Source organism: Streptomyces sp. NPDC036822 (assembly GCF_055609145.1).
The window spans coordinates 95037-114996 of record NZ_JBVJPY010000018.1 but is presented as its reverse complement, the minus strand read 5'-3'; the positions used below and the strand labels follow the sequence as shown (position 1 = coordinate 114996).

Annotated in this window: 16 protein-coding genes; 8 read left to right on the top strand and 8 right to left on the bottom strand. The window is 72.9% G+C overall.

The window, feature by feature from the left end; translation table 11 throughout:
• Positions 1 to 459: 459 nt before the first annotated feature.
• Both ACZ68P_RS30230 and ptsP read left to right on the top strand, forming a co-directional pair.
• Positions 460 to 909 (top strand): PTS sugar transporter subunit IIA, encoded by a 450-nt coding sequence (locus tag ACZ68P_RS30230; RefSeq protein WP_471011771.1) that lies wholly within the window; start codon positions 460 to 462, stop codon positions 907 to 909.
• 83 nt (positions 910 to 992) lie between these two features.
• A complete protein-coding gene (gene ptsP / locus ACZ68P_RS30225; RefSeq protein ID WP_471011770.1) occupies positions 993 to 2663 on the top strand; it encodes a phosphoenolpyruvate--protein phosphotransferase in 1671 nt (556 codons plus the stop codon).
• A 66-nt stretch (positions 2664 to 2729) separates the two neighbouring features.
• Here the strand turns inward: ptsP and ACZ68P_RS30220 are convergent, their stop codons facing one another.
• Both ACZ68P_RS30220 and ACZ68P_RS30215 read right to left on the bottom strand, forming a co-directional pair.
• Positions 2730 to 3623 carry a hypothetical protein gene (locus tag ACZ68P_RS30220; protein WP_471011768.1) on the bottom strand — a complete coding sequence of 298 codons (894 nt, stop codon included), beginning with the start codon at positions 3621 to 3623 and terminating at the stop codon, positions 2730 to 2732.
• Between the two features lie 22 nt (positions 3624 to 3645).
• A complete protein-coding gene (locus ACZ68P_RS30215; RefSeq protein ID WP_471011767.1) occupies positions 3646 to 4914 on the bottom strand; it encodes an MFS transporter in 1269 nt (422 codons plus the stop codon).
• A 52-nt stretch (positions 4915 to 4966) separates the two neighbouring features.
• On the opposite strand from ACZ68P_RS30215, the gene ACZ68P_RS30210 reads away from it, so the two are divergent.
• Positions 4967 to 6286: an aminotransferase class I/II-fold pyridoxal phosphate-dependent enzyme gene (locus ACZ68P_RS30210; RefSeq protein WP_471011765.1), complete on the top strand. Its 1320-nt coding sequence runs from the start codon at positions 4967 to 4969 to the stop codon at positions 6284 to 6286.
• Between the two features lie 138 nt (positions 6287 to 6424).
• Here the strand turns inward: ACZ68P_RS30210 and ACZ68P_RS30205 are convergent, their stop codons facing one another.
• Positions 6425 to 8401, bottom strand: coding sequence for an acetoacetate--CoA ligase (locus ACZ68P_RS30205; protein ID WP_471011764.1), 1977 nt, complete (start codon positions 8399 to 8401; stop codon positions 6425 to 6427).
• Positions 8402 to 8616: 215 nt separating this feature from the next.
• Here ACZ68P_RS30205 and ACZ68P_RS30200 point away from each other — a divergent pair, with 215 nt between their 5' ends.
• On the top strand, positions 8617 to 10971 hold the full coding sequence (locus ACZ68P_RS30200) for a glycoside hydrolase family 31 protein (protein WP_471011761.1): 2355 nt from the start codon (positions 8617 to 8619) through the stop codon (positions 10969 to 10971).
• Positions 10972 to 11110: 139 nt separating this feature from the next.
• Here ACZ68P_RS30200 and ACZ68P_RS30195 read toward each other — a convergent pair whose 3' ends face one another.
• Positions 11111 to 11671 (bottom strand): NUDIX domain-containing protein, encoded by a 561-nt coding sequence (locus ACZ68P_RS30195; protein WP_471011759.1) that lies wholly within the window; start codon positions 11669 to 11671, stop codon positions 11111 to 11113.
• On the opposite strand from ACZ68P_RS30195, the gene ACZ68P_RS30190 reads away from it, so the two are divergent.
• From ACZ68P_RS30190 to ACZ68P_RS30180, 3 genes are all read left to right on the top strand, one after another.
• Complete coding sequence (locus tag ACZ68P_RS30190) at positions 11670 to 12479, top strand: M15 family metallopeptidase (RefSeq protein WP_471011758.1); 810 nt, start codon at positions 11670 to 11672, stop codon at positions 12477 to 12479. The genes ACZ68P_RS30195 and ACZ68P_RS30190 overlap by 2 nt on opposite strands.
• A gap of 197 nt (positions 12480 to 12676) precedes the next feature.
• Complete coding sequence (locus ACZ68P_RS30185; protein WP_471011755.1) at positions 12677 to 13150, top strand: Zn-ribbon domain-containing OB-fold protein; 474 nt, start codon at positions 12677 to 12679, stop codon at positions 13148 to 13150.
• Entirely contained in the window at positions 13147 to 14334 is a 1188-nt protein-coding gene (locus tag ACZ68P_RS30180; protein WP_471011753.1) for a lipid-transfer protein, read from the top strand. Before ACZ68P_RS30185 ends, ACZ68P_RS30180 begins: the two co-directional genes overlap by 4 nt.
• Positions 14335 to 14488: 154 nt before the next feature.
• On the opposite strand, the gene ACZ68P_RS30175 is transcribed toward ACZ68P_RS30180, so the two are convergent.
• The 4 genes from ACZ68P_RS30175 to ACZ68P_RS30160 are packed head-to-tail and all read right to left on the bottom strand — an operon-like array spanning position 14489 to position 18974.
• Complete coding sequence (locus ACZ68P_RS30175; RefSeq protein ID WP_365722832.1) at positions 14489 to 15094, bottom strand: GTP-binding protein; 606 nt, start codon at positions 15092 to 15094, stop codon at positions 14489 to 14491.
• A complete protein-coding gene (locus ACZ68P_RS30170) occupies positions 15075 to 15488 on the bottom strand; it encodes a DUF742 domain-containing protein (protein ID WP_471011751.1) in 414 nt (137 codons plus the stop codon). Before ACZ68P_RS30170 ends, ACZ68P_RS30175 begins: the two co-directional genes overlap by 20 nt.
• Before the next feature lie 13 nt (positions 15489 to 15501).
• A complete protein-coding gene (locus ACZ68P_RS30165) occupies positions 15502 to 15936 on the bottom strand; it encodes a roadblock/LC7 domain-containing protein (RefSeq protein ID WP_471011748.1) in 435 nt (144 codons plus the stop codon).
• The gene (locus tag ACZ68P_RS30160; RefSeq protein WP_471011745.1) at positions 15933 to 18974 is read right to left on the bottom strand and encodes a sensor histidine kinase; all 3042 of its coding nucleotides are present in this window, start codon (positions 18972 to 18974) and stop codon (positions 15933 to 15935) included. The genes ACZ68P_RS30165 and ACZ68P_RS30160 overlap by 4 nt, the downstream gene beginning before the upstream one ends.
• A 428-nt stretch (positions 18975 to 19402) precedes the next feature.
• Between ACZ68P_RS30160 and ACZ68P_RS30155 the strand changes: the two genes are divergently transcribed.
• Positions 19403 to 19825 carry a hypothetical protein gene (locus ACZ68P_RS30155; protein WP_471011743.1) on the top strand — a complete coding sequence of 141 codons (423 nt, stop codon included), beginning with the start codon at positions 19403 to 19405 and terminating at the stop codon, positions 19823 to 19825.
• Positions 19826 to 19960 lie beyond the last annotated feature (135 nt).

The window sequence follows — 19960 nt, the reverse complement described above, 5'->3', positions numbered from 1 at the left end:
CCCTCTCGGGCTTTCCTCCGGGCTTTTTCCCTTCGGTCTTTCGTGTTTCCAGCTTAGCAGATCCGATTTCCGTTTCCGCCACCCGCTGGAGCGGGTTTGCCGTTTCAGGAATTTGCTTTTCGCGCTTTCCCTTGCGGCGGGGTCAAACACTACCAGGCTTTCTCGCTCCCCCCGACCACTCCCTCCGCAGTGCATGCAGAGGTGTAGACCACTGGGGTTAGGATCTGGCTCGACAGGTGCTGCCGACCCACGACTCGACGTCGCGTTGGGGTCAGGCAGAAGTACGACAGTACATCCCACCGTCAGTAGAGGCAAATCGTTTCTCGCCGGTCTCTAGGTCCGCCAACTGGTACGCCTCAGGCGGAACTAGGACTTCTCATGACATACGCTTCTGAACAGTACGCCGTCCAGGACAGGTAGTGACGGCGCCACACCATCTCCGCCCCTGGGAGGCTTCCCATGACAACCGTGACGTCGCCGCTTGCCGGACGCGCCATCGGTCTCGCCGCAGTACCCGACCCCGTCTTCTCAGGCGCCATGGTCGGTCCCGGCACCGCCATCGACCCGGACCGTGGTCCGTCGGAGGCCGTTTCGCCGGTCGACGGCGTCATCGTCTCTCTGCACCCGCACGCGTTCGTCGTCGTCGACGCCGAGGGCCACGGGGTGCTCACCCACCTCGGGATCGACACCGTCCAGCTGAACGGGCAGGGCTTCGAGCTGCTCGTGAACAAGGGTGACACCGTGACGCGCGGACAGGCCGTCGTGCGCTGGAACCCGGCTGAGGTGGAGGCCGCGGGCAAGTCCCCCATCTGTCCCGTCGTCGCCCTGGAGGCCACGGCCGACTCCCTCTCCGACGTCGTCGAGGACGGCGACGTGAAGGCCGGCGACCAGCTCTTCGGCTGGAAGTGACGCCGGGTCGTCCTCGTGACGGCCACGGGTTCGACATTCAACGCGGCGGCCGGGGTGCCGCCGCTCTATCGGAGACGGGTGAGATGGAGACAACGCTGCGAGGCGTCGGCGTCAGCCACGGAGTGGCGATCGGCGAGGTTCGGCACATGGGCACGGCGGTACTCGAGCCGCCGGCCAAGCAGATCCCCGCCGAGGACGCGGAGCGCGAACAGGGGCGCGCCCGCAAGGCCGTGGAGGCCGTGGCTGCCGACCTGATCGCGCGCGGCAATCTGGCCGGGGGCGAGGCACAGCACGTGCTCGAGGCCCAGGCGATGATCGCGCAGGACCCGGAGCTCATCGCCGACGTCGACCGCCGGATCGCCGTCGGCAGCACGGCGGAACGCGGTATCTACGACGCCTTCTCGCACTACCGCGAGCTGCTCGCGGGCGCCGGCGAGTACATGGCCGGGCGCGTGGCCGACCTCGACGACGTGCGGAACCGTATCGTCGCCCGCCTCCTCGGGGTGCCGATGCCCGGTGTGCCGGACAGCGACGAGCCGTACGTGCTCATCGCCCGGGACCTCGCGCCCGCCGACACCGCGCTGCTCGACCCGGCGCTGGTGCTCGGCTTCGTCACGGAGGAAGGCGGGCCGACCAGTCACAGCGCGATCCTCGCGCGGGCGCTGGGAGTGCCGGCCGTCGTGGCGCTCCCGGGCGCGGGGGAGATCGGTGAGGGGACGGTCATCGCGGTGGACGGTTCGACCGGTGAGATCTTCGTGGACCCGACCGAGGAGCGGAAGGAGCGGCTGACCGCGGCAGCCGCGGAGCGCAAGGCCGCGCTCGCCGCGTCCAGCGGTCCCGGTGCCACCTCGGACGGGCACAAGGTGCCGCTGCTGGCCAACGTCGGCGGTCCGGCCGACGTGCCGGCCGCGGTGGAGGCCGGGGCCGAGGGCGTCGGTCTGTTCCGTACGGAGTTCCTCTTCCTGGACGACAGCGCGAAGGCGCCGTCCGAGGAGAAGCAGATCGACGCCTACCGCAAGGTCCTGGAGGCGTTCCCCGAGGGCCGGGTGGTCGTGCGGGTCCTGGACGCGGGCGCCGACAAGCCGCTCGACTTCCTGACGCCGGCGGACGAGCCGAACCCGGCGCTGGGCGTGCGGGGTCTGCGGAGCCTGCTGGACCACCCGGAGGTGCTGCGCACCCAGCTGACCGCGCTGGCGAAGGCGGCCGAGGGCCTGCCGGTCTACCTCGAGGTCATGGCGCCGATGGTGGCCGACCGTACGGACGCGAAGGCGTTCGCGGACGCCTGCCGGGAGGCGGGGCTGCGGGCCAAGTTCGGGGCGATGGTGGAGATCCCCTCCGCCGCTCTGCGGGCGCGCTCGATCCTGCAGGAGGTGGAGTTCCTGTCGCTGGGCACCAACGACCTCGCGCAGTACACCTTCGCCGCCGACCGTCAGGTCGGTGCCGTGTCGCGGCTGCAGGACCCGTGGCAGCCGGCGCTGCTGGACCTGGTGGCGCTGTCCGCCGACGCGGCCAAGGCCGAGGGCAAGAGCTGTGGCGTCTGTGGTGAGGCCGCGTCGGACCCGCTGCTGGCGTGTGTGCTGACCGGTCTGGGTGTCACCTCTCTGTCGATGGGTGCCGCGTCCATTCCGTACGTCCGGGCGACGCTCGCGAAGTACACGCTGGCCCAGTGCGAGCGTGCCGCGGCCGCCGCGCGGGCGGCGGACACGGCCGACGAGGCCAGGCTGGCCGCGCAGGCGGTGCTGTCCGGGGAGTGATCCCGGCAGGTCGCAAGGTGTCGAAGGGGCTTCCCGTCACATGAGTGGCGGGGAGCCCCTTCGGCGTCAGTGGTGGGTGGGCCAGTCATCGTGGGGAGCGAGGTCGAAGCCCGCGTAGTAGTCGGCGTGGGGTTCCGGGGCGATCGGTTCTCCCGTGCGGGCGTCGGTGCAGTAGGCGTTGAAGACCTCGGCCTCGGTGAGCGGGAGGAGCTTTCCGTGGGCGAGGCGCCAGCCGTGGAGGCGGTCGCGCGCGCCTGGGGCGGAGGTGCGCAGGACGACGCCTCCGGGGCTGTCGAGCGCGATGCCGGTGGCGAGGACGGTGACGAACTGGGCGCCCTCGGCGCTGTCGAGGTGGGCCGGGCCGTCGTCGTCGCGGGTGGTGTGGAGAAGGGCGAGGAGCTGTTCGTCGGCGGCGGGGACGCTGCAGACGAGGTGGTGGGTGCCGGGCCCGGCGGCTTCGAGGAGGCGGAGCAGCAGCCGGGACGCCCGGTCGAAGGCGGCTCGGCCGATGTCCTGGCCGCACTCGGCGCAGTCGCCGGTGTCGGAGAGGAGCATCGTGGCGTACTCCCAGGTGGCGCGGCGGACGGCGGTGTCGATGAGGGTGGGCACGAGGTCGGTCATGGGCTGGCCGGTGTAGGGCACGCGGGCGCCGGTGGCGGCCAGTTCCGCGGTGTAGCGGCTGCGGCTGTCGGGGCGGTCGGGGTCGAGGCCGGTCTCGTCGCAGTAGGCGGCGTACTCCTCGGGGTCGAAGAGGGCCACGGTGGTGTGGCCGCCTCGGGTGGCGAGGTCCCGGAGCAGGGCCTCGACCTGGCGGAGGTAGGCCGGGTGGTCGTCGAAGCGGAAGGTGGCGTAATGGCGCATGGCGGCGAAGTCGTCCTCGTCGGCGAGCAGGCCGACGGTGCTCGGTACTTCGCGGCGCAGGGCGCGGCGCAGGGATGCGGTGGTGCTGGGCTGAGCCATGTCTCCCCCTGGGTGATGACGGTCAATGCTCACTCACCGTAACGGCGTGCACTGACAGTGACGATCGGGAGAGGGTGCGGCGGACGAGGCGGTTCTGCGCCGCGCAGGTGGCGACGAGGGCGGCTCCGAGGACGGGCCAGGCCAGGGGGCCCGCGCTGATCACGCCGGTGAGGAGGAGGGGTCCGGCGAAGCGCTGGGTGGCGGGGGCGAGGGCGTGGACGCCGAGGTAGGAGCCCTGGGCCTCGGCGGGGGCGAGGGCGACGGAGAGTTCCCAGGAGACGGTGGCCTGCACGATCTCCGCGAAGGTGAGGGCGACGATCGCGCCGATCAGGGCGGCGATGGCGAGCGCGCGGCCGGCGGCGGCCGAGGCCGCGAAGGCGAGTGTGCCGACGGCGAAGAGGCATGCGAGCGGGGTGAGGAGGCGTCGGGCGGCGTCGGTGGTGGCGCCGAAGCGGGCCAGCGGGACCTGGAAGAGCACGACGAGGACGCTGTTGACGACCATGAGCGCGGGGGCGAGTCCGACCGGGGCGTCGGTGGCGTGGACGATCCAGAGCGGCAGGGCGACCTGGAGGATCGAGTCGTGGAGGGAGAGGACGCCCTCGTTGGCGGTGAAGAGGAGGAAGGCGCGGTCGCGCCACGGGCCGGCGGGCCGGCGGTGCGGGGCGCCAGGGGTCGAGTCGGCGCCGGTGGCGACGCGCGCGGGGGCCTGGGATTCGGCGCAGCGCAGGGTGAGGGCCGCCATCACGACGTAGGTCAGGGCGTTGCCGACGAGCAGGAGCTGGAAGGCGGTGCTGGTGGCGACGGAGAGGGCGGCGGCGGCGCCGAGGCCGCCGACGGACCAGCCGAGGTTGCCGACGGTGCGGTTGATGGCCTGGTAGCGGACGCGGTCGGGGCCGGCGACGCGGGTGGCGTAGAGCTTGGTGAGGACGTTCGTGCCGCGGTCGGGGACGGCGCCGATGGCCGAGTACAGGACGAGCAGGGCGTAGGTGTCCGTGGTGAGCAGGGCGAGGAGGGCGGCGGCGCGCAGCAGTTGGCCGGCGATGAGGAGGCGGATGAGGGGGAAGCGGTCGGCGAGGCGGCCCGCGAGGGGTGCGCCGACGATCCCGAAGCCGCCGGAGATTCCGACCAGGAGGCCGATCCGGCCGATGCCGAGCCCGGAGACGTACGTGAAGTAGAGGGCGATGGAGGTGGCCCAGAGGCCGGTGCCGGTTTTGTCGATGAAGCCGATGAGGAGCATGCGGCGTCCGTCGGTGCCTCCCGGGATGCGGTCCTTCAGCGGTGTGCGGCGCACGGCTCCCCCTTGACGCTTGACCGTTCTTTTGTATCAATACATAATCTCGTACGTGGCAGCACAATATTCGATCGCAGGGGCGACGGCCAAGGGGATTGCCGCGTCCATCGAGCGCGGGGTGGCAGAGGGCGGGTTCGGGCCGGGAGACGCGCTGCCCCCGGTGCGGCGGCTGGCGGACGAGCTGGGCGTCAGCCCCGGCACGGTCGCGACGGCGTACAGGGAACTGCGGCAGCGGGGGGTGGTGGTCACCCGTGGGCGGGGCGGAACCGTGGTCGCGCAGGCGCCCGCGGTCGCCTCCCGGCGGCCGCCGAGGGTGCCGGAGGGGCTGGTGGACCTCGCGGGCGGCCACCCGGATCCGGCGTTCCTGCCGGAACTCCGCCCTCCGACGCTGGTACGGCCGACGTACGGCTCCCATCGCGCGTCGCCGCGCCTCGGCCGGCTGGAGGAGCTGACGCGGGACTGGTTCGCGCGGGACGGCGTCCCCGCGGAGCACGTGACGTTCGCGCACGGTGCGCTGGACTGCATCGCGCGGCTGCTGTCGACGGAACTGCGGCCCGGGGACGCGGTGGCCGTGGAGGATCCCGGCTTCCACCATCTGCTGGACCTGGTGCCGGCCCTCGGACTGCGGATGGTGCCGGTCGCTGTGGACACGGAGGGGCTGGATCCACAGGCCCTGCGGACCGCGCTGCGGTCAGGGGTACGCGCGGTGGTCTGCAGTCCGCGCGGACAGAGTCCGACCGGCGCGTTCTTCACGCGCTCCCGGCGGGACGACCTGGTGGCCGTGATCAGGGAGTTCCCCGAAGTGCTCGTCGTGGAGGACGATCACAACGCGGACATCGCCGGGGCGACCGCCTACCCGCTCGCGGCGGCCGGGCTCGAACGGTGGGCGCAGGTGCGGACCGTGTCGAAGCACCTGGGCATCGACCTGCGGTGGGCCGGGCTCGCGTGCGATCCGGCGACGCTGGCGCGTCACGACGGCCGGCTGCTGATGACGTCCGGCTGGGTCAGTCACGTCCTGCAGGAGACGGCGGCCGGACTGCTCGCGGACGGCGAGGTGCGGCGGCTCGTGGCGGCCGGCGAGGCGGCCTACGCCGCGCGGCGGACGGCGCTGATCGGGACGCTCGCGGAGCACGGGATCCGGGCGGTCGGGGCGAGCGGGCTGAATGTCTGGGTGCCCGTGCGGGACGAATCGGCGGTCGTCAACGGGCTGCGCACCCGGGGGTGGTGGGTGGCGGCGGGGGCGCGGTTCCGGATCGCCTCGGCACCGGCGGTGCGGATCACGACGGCCGCCTTGGAGGCGGAGGCCGCACGGGGTCTGGCGGCCGACTTCGCGGCGGTGCTCGGCGAGACGCAGGCGACCTACGGCGGGTAGCCGCCGGACGGGCGGTGGGGCGGGGCGCGCCCTCGGGCGGGCAGGTGGTGGGACGGGGCGCTTCCCCGACGGACAGGCGGTGGGGCGGGGTGCTCCCCCGGCGGTGGGGCGGGGTGCTCCCCCGCCCCACCGTCGTCGTTACCGCCGCTCGGCGCGGGTCGCGGCCAGGTTCTCGTAGAAGGAGAGCAGGCCGAGGTCGTCGACGGAGCCCGGGTTCACGGCCTTGGCCAGGGGGGTGCCCTGGAGGAGGCGCTTGACCGGGACCTCGATCCGCTTGCCGGTGAGCGTGTGGGGCACCCCGGGGACTTCGATGATGTCGTCGGGGACGTGGCGCGGCGAGAGTTCGGAGCGGATCGTCCGGTTGATCCGGGCGATCAGCGCGTCGTCCAGGGTGACGCCGTCCGCGAGGTGGACGAAGAGCGGCATCCAGTAGCCGCCGTCGGGTTCCTCCAGGCCGATGACGAGGGACTCGCGGATCTCGGGGAGCCGTTCGACGGCCTCGTAGATGTCGGCCGAGCCCATGCGGACGCCCTGGCGGTTCAGGGTGGAGTCGGACCGGCCGTGGATCACGACGGAGCCGTGGTCGGTGATCGTGATCCAGTCGCCGTGGCGCCAGACGCCGGGGAACATCTCGAAGTAGCTGTCGCGGTAGCGGCTGCCGTCGGGGTCGTTCCAGAAGCGGATCGGCATGGACGGCATGGGGTTGGTGACGACCAGTTCGCCGACCTCGCCGGTCAGCGGCTTGCCCGACGGGTCCCAGGACTGCAGGTCGGTGCCCAGGCCGGCGGCCTGGAGTTCGCCGATGTGGACGGGGAGGGTGGGCACGGCGCCCGCGAAGCAGGAGCAGACGTCGGTGCCGCCGCTGACGGAGGCGATCCACAGGTCCTCGCGGACCTCGTCGTGCAGCCAGCGGAAGCCGTCGGGCGGGAGCGGCGAGCCGGTGGTGGCGACACAGGTGACCGTGGAGAGGTCGAAGTCCCGGCCAGGGTGGACGTCCGCCTTGGCGCAGGCCATGACGTAGGCGGCGGAGGTGCCGTAGAGGGTGGCGCGGGTGCGCTCCGCGACCCTCCACTGGGCGGCCGTGTCGGGGTAGCCGGGGCTGCCGTCGTAGAGGACGACCGTGGTGCCGGTGAGCAGGCCGGAGACGAGGAAGTTCCACATCATCCAGCCGGTGGAGGTGTACCAGAAGAACACGTCCCCGGGCCCCAGGTCGCAGTGCAGACCGAGCTGTTTGACGTGCTCGATCAGGATGCCGCCCTGGGACTGCACGATCGCCTTGGGCAGGCCCGTCGTACCGGAGGAGTACAGGACCCACAGTGGGTGGTCGAACGGGACCTGCTCGAAGACCGGGTCGACGTCGGCGGAGGTGAGGGCCGACCATTCCAGGGTGCCCTCGGGGGCCTCGGTGCCGAGCAGCGGGATGTGGACGACCGCGCGGAGGCTGGGGAGCTCGGCGCGCAGCTCGGCGACGGTGTCGCGGCGGTCGTGCTCCTTGCCGCCGTAGCGGTAGCCGTCCACCGTGAACAGGACCACGGGCTCCACCTGCTGGAAGCGGTCCAGGACGCTGCGCGCCCCGAAGTCCGGCGCGCAGGACGTCCACACCGCGCCGACCGCGGCGGTGGCCAGCAGGGCGGCGACGGCCTCGGGGATGTTCGGCAGATAGCCGCTGACCCGGTCACCGGGACGGACGCCCAAGGCGCGGAGTTCGGCGGCGAGCGAGCCGACCTGGCGGCGCAGCGTGGCCCAGCTGATCGGCCGCGGCTCATGTGTCTCGTCCACATGGAGCAGAGCCGGGTCGTGTGGGCGCTCGGAGGCGGCGCGCAGGGCGTGTTCGGCGTAGTTGAGGGTGGCTCCCGGGAACCACTGGGCGCCCGGCATGGACCGGTCGCCGAGGACGCGCTCGTACGGGGTGGCGAACCGGATGTCGAACCATTCGACGACGGCCTGCCAGAACGACTCCAGCTCCTCGACCGACCAGCGGTGCAGGGCCGGATATCCGCCCTGGGCCGGGGCTCCGTGGTGCTCGGCCGCCCAGGACTGGAAACGGGTGACCGCGACCGCGGCGATTCGTTCCTCGTCCGGCTGCCAGAGCGGGTCGGTGTGCGCTGATGTCATGGGTCGGCTCCCTGGGCGTACGCGGGGTCTGCGTGGGTCGCGCGCACGTGCTGGGGTGTGCGCGTGACGCGGCTGACAGGGACGATGCCATGGGAGCGGGTTTCGCACCAGGTTTCGCCGCCCATGGTCGGTTAGCTGAATATGTGCTCCCACCACGGGTGAACGGCAGTTGAACGCCCCTCTCCCGCCCCTGGCCCGATGGCAGGGTGAGCAGCATGATCGGTCGTGAGCTGGTGCGTTCGGTGAGGGTGTTCGGATCGGTGCGGGGGTGGCGGGCGGTCCGTGCGGCGTGGCGGCAGCGGCGTACGGACGTGTGGGGGCTGCCGCGGAGGGGGCCGGAGCGGGCCCGGGTGCCGGGTCCGGTCGAGGAGGTCGTGCCGGGGCCCGGGGGCGGGACCGTCCGCTTCGCCCGCTCGGAGCTGCGGATCAGCGTGTCGGCCGGGGGCACGGTGTTCTGGGGCTGGGACGGAGCCGGGCCGCTGCCCTCGTACGCGCTGGCGGGCCAGGCGCCCGAGCCGGACCCGCGGGCGGTGCTGGAGCCGGACACGGACGGCGGCTGGCGGGTGGTGTCGGAGCGGGTGACGGTCGCGGTCTCCCGGCACGGGGCGGTGGAGATCCGGACGCCGGGAGGGGTCGTGCTCCGCCGGGATCCGCCGCCGCGCTGGTGGGAGCCGGTCGGGGGCGGCCCGGCGCGCTGGGTGCAGCGCAGCGAGGTGTCGGCGGACGCCCGGTTCTTCGGTCTGGGCGGGCGGGCGGCGGGGCCGCGGCTGCGGGACGGTACGTACCGGCTGTGGAACACCGACCCCCACGGGCGGTTCTCCCCCGGCGACGATCCGCTCTACATCACCATGCCGGTGCAGTTCGTCGTGTCGGACGCCGGCACGCATCTGGCGTTCCACGACAACTCCTGGGAGGGGCACGTCCGGCTCACCGAAGGTGAGGAGGGGGCCGGCTCCGGGCACGACCGGCCGGGAATCGCCGAGGTCCGCATGAGCGGGGGGCCGTTGCGGTGCTGGGTGGTGGTCGGGACCCCCGCGCGCGTGCTGCACGGCTGGGCGGCGCTGACGGGCGCGCCCGCGTTGCCGCCCTCGTGGGCCCTGGGGCCGCAGCACGCGCGGTGGGGGTTCGGCAGCGAGCGGGAGGTGCGGCGGGTGGTGGACGGCTACCTCAAACGGGAGCTGCCGCTCTCCGTCCTCCACCTGGACATCGACCACTACGACGCGCACCAGGTGTTCACCGTCGACCGGGAGCGGTTCCCGGATCTGCCGGGGTTGGCGGCCGACCTGAAGGAGCGGGGCGTCCGGCTGGTGTCGATCGTGGACCCCGCCGTGAAGGCGGAGCCGGGCAACCCGGTGTACGACGGCGGGGCCGGCATCGGGGCGTTCGTGCGCGACGCGCGGGGGAACGAGGTGCGGGGGGAGGTCTGGCCCGGGACCTGCGCGTATCCGGACTTCACCGATCCGGTCGTACGGGAGTGGTGGGGCGGGCTCTACGAGGAGCGTCTGGCGCAGGGCTTCTCCGGGGTCTGGCACGACATGAACGAGCCGGTCTCCTTCTCCCCCTTCGGTGACCAGACCCTGCCGCGGTCGGCCCGGCACGCGCTGGACGGCCGGGGCGGAGACCATCGCGAGGCGCACAACGTCTACGGCCTGACCATGGCCCAGGCCGGATACGACGGGCTGCGCCGACTGCGGCCCGAGGAGCGTCCCTTCCTCTTCTCGCGTTCCGGATGGGCGGGGATGCAGCGCTACGGAGGGACCTGGTCCGGTGACGTGGCGACCGGCTGGCCGGGGCTGCGGGCGTCGCTGTCGCTCGTCCTGGGTCTGGGACTGTGCGGAGTGCCCTACTCGGGGCCCGACGTGGGCGGCTTCGACGGGAACCCCTCCCCCGAGCTCTTCCTGCGCTGGTTCCAGCTCGGGGCGTGGCTTCCGCTGTTCCGTACGCACGCGGCGCTCGACGCGGGGCGGCGCGAGCCGTGGGAGTTCGGCCCCGACGTCCTGGAGCACGCGCGCGCGGCCCTCGCCGAGCGGGAGCGGTTGCGCCCCTACTTCGTGACGCTCTCGCGGCTCGCGCGGCTGACCGGGGCACCGTACGTCCGGCCGGTGTGGTGGAGCGCGCCGGAGGACCGGGCGCTGCGCGACTGCGAGGACGCGTTCCTGCTCGGCGACTCCCTGCTCGTGGCACCGGTGCTGTCCCGGGGCACGGACCGGCGGGCGGTGCGGCTCCCGCGCGGGCGCTGGTACGACACGGCGACGGGTCGCGCGTACGAGGGGCCGGGGCAGGTGCTCCTGGACGCGCCGCCGTCCCGTATCCCGGTGCTCGCGCGCGCGGGTGCGGTGATTCCCGTACGAGGCTGGGGCGACGAGCTGGAGTTGGAGGTCTGGGCTCCGGCGGCGGGCCGGACCGGTGGCGGGCTGGTCGTGCGCGACACCGGGGACGGGTGGGAGCCGGCCGAGATCGAGCGGTACGCGTCCCGCCTGGAGGGCGGACGGGTGGTGGTGGAGCGGCTGACGGACGACGGGGTACGGGAGACGGACCTTCCGGTCCGGGTGCGGGGCGGCGAGATCTGACGGGGAGGTGGGGGCGGCGAGGCCGCAGGAGGGCCGGTCGGACAGGGGCGCTCGCCGTGGGGGGTGCCGCTCGCTTCCGCCCGGCGGGCCGAGGGAGGGGACGCCCGGCAGGCACCGGGCCGGGAGGGGGGCCGGACCCTCAGGCGTACGTCCCCGCGAACCAGCGCCGTACCGCCTCGGTGTGCAGCGGGAAAGCGAGCTCCTCCGGTGCCCTCAGCAGGTGCCAGCCGCTCGTCTCGTCGGTCGGGACGGAGGGCGGCAGTCCGGCGGCCGGGCGCGGCGGGAGCAGGCCGAAGAGGAGGAGGTGCCCGCCCGGGGAGCTGAGGGCGTCGGCGAGGCGGACCTCGTCCGCCGCCGCCTCGATCCCGGTCTCCTCGCGCAGCTCGCGGACGACGGCGTCGCGCCAGTCCTCGGCGTGGTCGATGAAGCCGCCGGGCAGGGCGACGTGCCCCCGGCGGGGCTCGATCGTGCGGGTGATGACGACGAGGCCGGTGCCGGACGCGTCCGTCGCGGGCAGGAGCGTGACGGCCACGGGCAGCGGGTTGCGGTACGCGACGGAGCCGCAGGAGGCGCAGGTCCGGGGCCACGGGGCGGCCTCGCCGTAGGCCGCGCCGCAGGCGGAGCAGTAGGAGTCCTTCACGGCAGGACCGTACGCGATCACCCTTCCCCGTGCCCCCGGAACCTGATAGACGGTGCACATGAGAGGACTTGCTTCCACTTTCCGCGCCTTAGGCGTCCTGGCCACGGCCGGTCTGTTCACCGTCACCGCCGCCGTACCGTCCGCGCGTGCCACGCCGGAGCCGAAGGCTCCGAAGGAGTTCGTGGCGCTGGCTTCGGTCGACCGGACGATCATCCAGGAGATGCGCTACACCACGGAGCACAACTTCGTGGGCGAGCCGGTCGACGGCTACCGCCAGCCGCTGTGCATCCTGACCCGGCCCGCCGCGCAGGCGCTGCACCGGGCGCAGCGCAAGCTGCTCGCGCGGGGCTACTCGCTGAAGGTGTACGACTGCTACCGGCCGCAGCGGGCGGTCGACCACTTCGTGCGCTGGGCGAAGGATCTCGACGACGAGCGGATGAAGGGGGAGTTCTATCCGCTGGTGGAGAAGTCACGCCTGTTCGCGGACGGTTACATCGCGGAGAAGTCGGGGCACAGCCGCGGGTCGACGGTCGACCTGACGATCGTGCGGCTGCCCGCGGCGCCCACGCGACCGTACGAGCCGGGTGAGGCTCTGGTGGAGTGCTACGCGCCGGCGGAGGATCGTTTTCCCGACAACTCGGTCGACATGGGGACCGGCTTCGACTGCTTCGACACCCTGTCGCACACCGAGGACCCGCGGATCCAGGGGGCCCAGCGAGCCAACCGGCAGCTGCTGAAGACGGCGCTGGCGGAGCAGGGATTCGTGAACCTGCCCGAGGAATGGTGGCACTTCACCTACAAGCCCGAGCCGTTCCCGAGCACCTTCTTCGACTTCCCGGTGGCGCGGCGGTCGGTCGCCGGACACTGACGCGGCCCGGCACGCCCTGACCCCGCACGACCCGACCGACACGACCTGAGGCACGGGCTGCCGGGGCCACCCCCGTGGGTCCCGACCGCCCGTGCCGCACGGAAGGACGCACAACGGGCCCGTACGGTTCACAGCCGTCGCCATCCATGCCAAACTCCTGACGGTTCGTCAGGTCGGGAGACTCGGGGAGGGCTGTCGTGGCACGGACGCGCAGACCGGTGGTGGCGGGATGGTTCACCGACGGCGAGGGGGACGAAGCGGACTTCCGGCTTCTCGGAACCCGCTGTACCGCCTGCTCCTGCGTCTTCTTCCCCCGCGAGGACTCGTGGTGCCGCAACCCGCGCTGCCCCGGCGGCGGCGAGCTCACCGAGACGCCCCTCTCCCGGCGCGGCGTCGTCTGGTCGTACACCGACGGCCGCTACCGCCCGCCCGCCCCCTACGTCTCCGACCCCGCGACGCCCTGGGAGCCGTACACCCTCGTCGCCGTGGAGCTGGCCGCGGAGGCGATGGTGGTCCTCGGCCAGGCGGCTCCGGGCGTCCGTACGTCGGACCTGAGCGTCGGGATGGTGGTCGAGGTGGTGCCGGGCGTCCTCGACGAGGACGACGAGCACACCTGGACGACCTGGCACTGGAGGCCCGTGCACGCGCGCGAGGCGGAGGAGCGGTCATGAGTGACATCGCCGTGCTCGGGGCCGGTATGCACCCCTGGGGCAAGTGGGGCCGCAGCTTCGTCTCCTACGGAACGGCGGCGGCCCGCGCGGCGCTCGCCGACGCCGGGCTGGGGTGGCGGGACATCGGTTCGGTGGTGGGCGCGGACACCGTGCGGTGCGGCTACCCCGGGTACGTCGCCGGGGCGACCTTCGCGCAGGCGCTCGGATGGCAGGGGGCGCGGGTCACCAGCGTGTACGCCGCCTGCGCGTCGGGGGCTCAGGCCGTGGGGACCGCACGCGCCCAGATCCTCGCCGGTCTCGCGGACGTGGTCCTCGTCGTCGGCGCGGACTCGGCGCCGAAGGGCTTCTTCGCCCCGGCGGGCGGCGAGCGGCCCGACGATCCCGACTGGCTGCGCTTCCGCGTGCTCGGGGCGACCAACCCGGCGTACTTCGCCCTCTACGCCCGGCGCCGGATGGCGTTGTACGGGGACACCGTGGAGGACTTCGCCCAGGTCAAGGTCAAGAACGCGGCCGCGGGGGCGCTCAATCCGCTCGCCCGCTACCGCAAGGCGGTGAGCCTTGAGGAGGTCGCCGCCTCGGCCGTGGTCGCCGACCCGCTGCGCCTGCTCGACATCTGCGCGACCTCGGACGGGGGCGCCGCCCTGGTGCTCTCCAGCATGGAGTTCGCCCGCCGGCACGGGCACCGGGACCCCGTCCGCGTCCGGGCGGTCGCCACCGTCTCACCGGTCTACCCCAAGGCGGTCCTCGATCTGCCCGACATCGCGACCGACTCCGCCGCGGCCGTCTCCCCCGCGCCGCACGGCTTCCGGGCGTCGATCGCCCGGGCCGCGTACGGGGAGGCGGGGATCGGCCCGGAGGACCTGTCGCTCGCCGAGGTCTACGACCTGTCCACCGCGCTGGAACTGGAGTGGTACGAGGACATCGGCCTGTGCGGGACGGGCGAGGGCGCGAAGCTGGTACGGGAGGGGGCCACGGGGCTCGGCGGGCGCGTCCCGGTCAACACGAGCGGGGGCCTCGGTTCGTTCGGCGAGGCCGTGCCCGCGCAGGCGATCGCGCAGATCTGCGAGCTGACCTGGCAGCTGCGCGGGACGGCGGGGGCCCGGCAGGTGGCCGGCGCCCGGGTCGGGATCACGGCCAACCAGGGCCTCTTCGGGCACGGTTCGGCCGTGGTGGCGGTGCGTTGAGCACCGCCACCACGAGCCGCCCGGCGCGGGGCGGGAGCCGCGCGGTGCGGGAAGGGCGGTCGCGCGGTGCGGGAAGGGCGGTCGCGAGGGTACGCGGCGTGGAAGGGCGGGCGCGAGGAGCTCCGCGTGGAGGGGCGGGCGCGAGGAGCTCCGCTCAGGTGACGGCCGGGGCGGGGCTGCGGTCCACCAGGACCAGGGCGTGCTGGACGACCGCCACCAGGACGTTCTTCACGGACTCGCGGTCGCGTGCGTCGCACATCAGCAGCTCCACCTCGGGGTCGAGGTCCAGCGCCCCGCGCACGTCCTCCGCGGAGAACCGCCGTGCTCCCTCGAAGCAGTTGACCGCCACGGTGAAGGGGATCCCGCGCCGCTCGAAGTAGTCGATCGCCGCGAAGCTGTCCTCCAGGCGGCGGGTGTCCGCCAGGACGATCGCCCCGAGGGCGCCCTGCGCCAGCTCGTCCCACAGGAACCAGAAGCGGTCCTGGCCGGGCGTGCCGAAGAGGTAGAGGACCAGGTCCTCGCGCAGGGTGATGCGTCCGAAGTCCATGGCGACCGTGGTGGTCGACTTGGACTCCACTCCGTGCAGGTCGTCGACGGGCCGCCCCGCCTCGCTGAGGACCTCCTCGGTGCGCAGCGGCCTGATCTCGCTGACGGCACCGACGAGGGTCGTCTTGCCGACCCCGAAACCGCCCGCGACCAGGATCTTGAGGGTCACCGGTTCGACGAGCGGCTTCTTGCGGCTAGAGCGCCCGAAGGCCATTGATCACCTCGCGGAGAATGCTCACGTCCGGCAGCTCGGCCGGCGGAACGGGGCGGGTCACATGGACGAGTTCGTCCTCGACGAGATCGCCGACGAGGACACGTACGACTCCGACGGGAAGATCGAGTCCGGCGGCGAGTTCGGCGATCGACTGGGGTGTCTCGGAGCAGAGTTCGACGATCTCCACGTGTTCCGGGGAGAGCGTCTGGTCGCGGCCGGGGTCGTCGGCCGCCGGCTCGGGCACCACCAGGGCGATCAGGTCGAGACGGTGACGGGTGGCGGCGCTGGTCCGGCCGCGGGTCATCGCGTACGGACGGACCACCGGCCCGGCTTCGTCGTCGAACCAGTGGTGGGCCCGGTCCGGCCCCTGGTCCTGCAGGTCTGCGTCACTCATACCGTCCCCCCACTCATCCTCCGGCGGACAGGCCCGAGCGGGGTGCCGTGGTGAGGTGGACCCCGACGCGCTTGACCATCAGTGTCATCTCGTAGGCGACCTGACCGACGTCGGACTCGGCGTCTGCGAGGACGGCGAGGCAGCTGCCGTCACCGGCCGCCGTCACGAAGAGGAAGGCGTCCTCCAGTTCCACGACGGTCTGCCGGACCCTGCCCGCCTCGAAGTGGCGGCCGACTCCCTTGGCGAGGCTGTGGAACCCGGAGGCGACGGCGGCGAGGTGCTCACCGTCCTCGCGGGTCAGGTCGGCCGAGGCACCGGTGGGGAGTCCGTCGCTGGAGAGCACCAGAGCCTTGCGGATGGAACCGACCCGCTGGACCAGCTCGTCGAGAAGCCAGTTGAGCTCGCCGTTTCCGGAGGTGCTGGGTGCTGCGGCGTTCGGTGCGGTCATCGACCGTCCCCCTCGGGTGTCGTTCCTGGTGCTGTCGTCTCTGCGTTCTGCCGTCGTCCGCGCTGCCAGCCGCGCTGCATCGACGCCATGCGGCTGCGTACTTCCTCGGCGTCCCGCTCGAAGTCCGCGTGCGGTGCGTCGGCGGAGGCCGACGCCTCGCGCTCCCGCGTGCGCTCCCCCGACTCGCGCAGCTGCGGCGCGAGGCTCGCCTGACGGACCCTGCGGGGCAGTCCGCCGAACGGCGCGGGGCCCTCCGGCGGTACGGGGCTCTCAGGCGGTACGGGCACCAGCAGGGGCGGGTTCCCGCCCTCGGGTTCCCTCGGAGAGCCGTGCCGCGGTACGGAGCGGGCGCCCTGGTCCGCCACGGGCGGGGTGGCGCGCTCGGGGCGCGGCCTGGGCGCCGCGGGGTCCTCGGAGTCACGGGAGCCGTGGGCGTTCCGCACGGATCGAACGCCCTGGGCGTCCTGTACGGAGGAGGGGTGGGCGCGGCCCGGCTCGTCGACGCGACGGCCGTGGTCCACGACGAGCGTCGGGGGGCGGCGCCGGGGCAACGGCACGGGGCCGTCGTCGGGCGCCTGGCCGAACGGCCGCTCGGAGTCCTGGCCGGGGATCCGGCCGAACGCCTGGCCCGGTGCCCCGCCGCCAAGGCGGCCCGATGCCCAGCCGGCCGTCCTGCCCGGTGTCCGGTCCGACGCCGGGCCGGCCGGGGTGTCGGCGGCCTGCTGGTGCTGCTCACCGTCGGACGCCGCGGCGAGACCCGGGCGGGCGCCGTCGCGGCGCCGGGGCTCGCGGGCGCGGAAGAGGCCGCCGCGCTCGCTCTCGGTGTCGAGCAGGTCGGCGGACCGGTCGAGCACGTCGTCGAAACCGGCCTCCCCGAGCGGCGCTTCGAGCTCGACGGGACCGTTGAGCGGGCTCCCCGAAGAGGCGTCCAGCGAGCGGCGCCCGTCCCCGGGATCGCCGAGGAGGGAGGCCGAGGCGGGGCGCCCGGCACCGGCGGAGCCGCGCGTGCCGTGCGGGACCTCGGTGAGCGCGGCGCGCCGGACCGGCAGCTCGACGGCGTCGCCGGCGCCCTCGCCCACCAGGACGTCGTCCGCGCGGTCCAGGCTCTTGCGGTCCAGGCGGAAGCCGGCGCCCTGGGTCTCGGGGGCGTCGGTGAGCAGCGCGGCCGGGATGAAGACGACCGCGGTGGTCCCTCCGTACGGCGAGGGCTGGAGGGAGACGCGGACGTTCTGGCGCTGGGCGAGCCGGCTGACCACGAAGAGGCCGAGACGGTCGGTGTCCGAAAGCTCGAACTCGGGGGTCTCCGCAAGGCGCAGGTTGGCGTCGAGGAGGGCGTCGGGGTTCATCCCGAGGCCGCGGTCGTGGATCTCCAGGGTGAAGCCGTTGGCGACCCGCTCGCCGAGGACCTGGACGGCGGTGTGCGGGGGTGAGAACACGGTGGCGTTCTCGAGGAGTTCGGCGATGAGGTGGGTGAGGTCGGCGACGGCGGGGCCGCCCACGCCGAGGCGCGGCAGGCGGCGGACCTCGATGCGTTCGTAGTCCTCGACCTCCGCGACCGCCGCCCGCACGACGTCCATGAGCTGGACGGGCTTGCGCCACTGGCGGGAGGGGGCCGCGCCGGAGAGGATCACCAGCCCCTCGGCGTGGCGGCGCATGCGGGTCGTCATGTGGTCGAGCCGGAAGAGGTCGGCGAGTTCCTCGGTGTCCTCGGTGCGCCGCTCCATGGTGTCGAGGAGGGTGAGCTGCCGGTGCAGCAGGACCTGGTTGCGGCGCGCGAGGTTGACGAAGACCTCGGAGACGCCGCGGCGCATGTCGGCCTGTTTGACGGCCGCTTCCACCGCGGCGCGCTGCAGGGTGTTGAGGGCCTGGCCGACCTGGCCGACCTCGTCGTCCTCGTACCGCAGATGCGGCACCTCGGTCTCGACGTCGACGTGTTCGCCGGCGGCGAGCCGTCGCATGACGCTGGGCAGCCGGACCCCGGAGACCTCCTGGGCCTCCTTGCGCAGCCGGCGCAGGTCGCGGACGAGTCCGCGGCCGACGCGGACGGAGACGACGAGGGAGACGAGCAGGGCGAGGAAGCCGAGGACGCCCGCGACTCCGGCCTTGAGCAGGACGCTGTAGGCGGCGGGCTGGACCCGGTCCTGGTAGCGGTCGCCGGCGGCCGTGTTCTCCCGGGCGAGGTCGTCGAGGACCGGCCCGGCGAGGTCCGCCCAGCGCTCGGCGGTGACGGAGCGCGGGTTCCTGGTCTCGCCCCCGCCGATCAGGGCCTCCTCGGCGCGGCGCAGGGGCGCGGTGGACGGGCCGGCCCAGTAGCGCTCGAACTTCCGGCGCTCGGTGGTGGGCAACAGTTCGAGGCTGGTCTCGTAGAACTGCTTGCGGTTGGCGACGAGGTCGGAGATCTTGCGGATCTCCTCTGCGGTGACGCGCTCGGCGATGAGCGCGGACATGACCAGCGCGTCCTCGCGGGAGAGCAGTTCGCGGCCGCGGACGACGCCGACGAGTGCGCGTCCCTGCTTGTCCATCTCGACGTTCTCGAGGGCGTGGAGCGTCAGCAGGAAGCCGTAGCAGGGGTCGACGAGACGGTTGTAGAAGTCGAGGGCCTGGACGCGTCCGATGCTGCGGTTCTCCACGGAGCGGCGCAGGGAGTCGAGGCCGTCCAGCGCTTCGAGGAGGGAGGCGAGCCGCTGGGAGGTGACGGGCCGCATCTCCTCCCGCACGCCGGAGTCGGCGGCGTTCTCCCTGATCCTCGCGATCTGGCGGTCGGTCGCCTCGCGTTGTACGCGCAGGGTGGTGAGCGCGTCGGAGGCGCGGGGGTCGGCGAGGTAGATCAGCGACTGACGGCGTTCCTTCTGGATGACACGGACGGTGTCCTCCAGGGGGTAGCCGATCTTGTCGACGATGTAGCCGACGTCGAGAAGCTGGTCCGCCTCGCGGCCGGTGAGCGTCGTCGCGAAGCCCCAGAGGCCGGTGAGCGAGAGGAGCGGAACGAGCAGCAACGCCACGATCTTCCGGCGGATGGACTTCCCGCGAAAGCGCATGGCCTCCCCCAGCTCGGCCTCCGCCCGGCGCGGAGGACTCCGACGTCGACGCGCGGGCGTCAACTCGCGGCGTCAACACACGGCGTCAACCTTCACCTTCGACGAACCGCTGCGCGAGCCTACTACTGCATCACGGCCAATCCGAAGGCATGTCCGGGCGATTTTCAGCCTGTCGAGAGAGTGTTGATCATGAGATGTCCTGGTATTCGAGGAGTTGCACTCGGCGGTGTGGCGTAGGACACCTGGCCGCGCGTCACCTCGCCTGCCAGGACAGATGGCTGGAACTTTTCGTTCCGGTCGAGGTCGGGACGAAACCTTTTCCCTTTCTGGTTCGTCATTCTGCATAGGGGGGTTGTGTCCGCGTAAAGCGGCTCAAGACGGGCAGCAGCCACCCTGGGAGACTTTCAGCGGTGGGGAGTGACGGAACCATGGATCAAGAGGCGCGGGCGACGCGTCAGTTGTGGGTGGAGGACGAGAAGGGCAGGCGCCGGCTGCCCGATCCGGTGCGCACGGCCGCCGTGCGGGCCGTGTTGCTGACGTCGGTGACGCTCATCCAGGCGATGGTGGCCTTCTTCGCCACCTTGAGCGGTTCGTGGCTGGCGTTTCCGATGCTGCTCACGTCGGTGGCCAGCACGGTCGTGGCGACCTGGAGCGTCCTCGACGTGTGGGTGACGCGCCAGGTGTGGCGGCAGCGGAACGGCGTCGTGTCGGAGCCGAGCAGTACGGCCCGTCAGTTGCGCCGGGAACGGCGCCGGGCGGAGAAGGCAGGCCGGGTGCCGGAGAACGAGCCGGGGCAGGTCGCCCCGGAGCTGCGGCGGCCGGAGACGGCACGCCTCCCCGAGGCTGCCTGACCCTGCGGACAGGGCGGTGGGGGGGGCGCCCAGAGGGGGGGGGGGGGGTAGGGGTGTTTTTTTTGGGCTGGGGGAGGGGGGGGGGGTGGTGGGGCTGAGTGTGGTGGAAGACCAGGGGGTGTGTGGTTTTTCCCT

Excerpts from the sequence above, each read along its gene's own strand:
- ACZ68P_RS30230 (WP_471011771.1), top strand. The coding sequence starts at position 460 with ATGACAACCGTGACGTCGCCGCTTGCCGGACGCGCCATCGGTCTCGCC.
- ptsP (WP_471011770.1), top strand. The coding sequence starts at position 993 with ATGGAGACAACGCTGCGAGGCGTCGGCGTCAGCCACGGAGTGGCGATC.
- ACZ68P_RS30220 (WP_471011768.1), bottom strand. The coding sequence starts at position 3,623 with ATGGCTCAGCCCAGCACCACCGCATCCCTGCGCCGCGCCCTGCGCCGC.
- ACZ68P_RS30205 (WP_471011764.1), bottom strand. The coding sequence starts at position 8,401 with ATGACATCAGCGCACACCGACCCGCTCTGGCAGCCGGACGAGGAACGA.
- ACZ68P_RS30200 (WP_471011761.1), top strand. The coding sequence starts at position 8,617 with ATGATCGGTCGTGAGCTGGTGCGTTCGGTGAGGGTGTTCGGATCGGTG.
- ACZ68P_RS30190 (WP_471011758.1), top strand. The coding sequence starts at position 11,670 with ATGAGAGGACTTGCTTCCACTTTCCGCGCCTTAGGCGTCCTGGCCACG.
- ACZ68P_RS30195 (WP_471011759.1), bottom strand. The coding sequence starts at position 11,671 with ATGTGCACCGTCTATCAGGTTCCGGGGGCACGGGGAAGGGTGATCGCG.
- ACZ68P_RS30180 (WP_471011753.1), top strand. The coding sequence starts at position 13,147 with ATGAGTGACATCGCCGTGCTCGGGGCCGGTATGCACCCCTGGGGCAAG.
- ACZ68P_RS30175 (WP_365722832.1), bottom strand. The coding sequence starts at position 15,094 with ATGGCCTTCGGGCGCTCTAGCCGCAAGAAGCCGCTCGTCGAACCGGTG.
- ACZ68P_RS30170 (WP_471011751.1), bottom strand. The coding sequence starts at position 15,488 with ATGAGTGACGCAGACCTGCAGGACCAGGGGCCGGACCGGGCCCACCAC.
- ACZ68P_RS30165 (WP_471011748.1), bottom strand. The coding sequence starts at position 15,936 with ATGACCGCACCGAACGCCGCAGCACCCAGCACCTCCGGAAACGGCGAG.
- ACZ68P_RS30160 (WP_471011745.1), bottom strand. The coding sequence starts at position 18,974 with ATGCGCTTTCGCGGGAAGTCCATCCGCCGGAAGATCGTGGCGTTGCTG.
- ACZ68P_RS30155 (WP_471011743.1), top strand. The coding sequence starts at position 19,403 with ATGGATCAAGAGGCGCGGGCGACGCGTCAGTTGTGGGTGGAGGACGAG.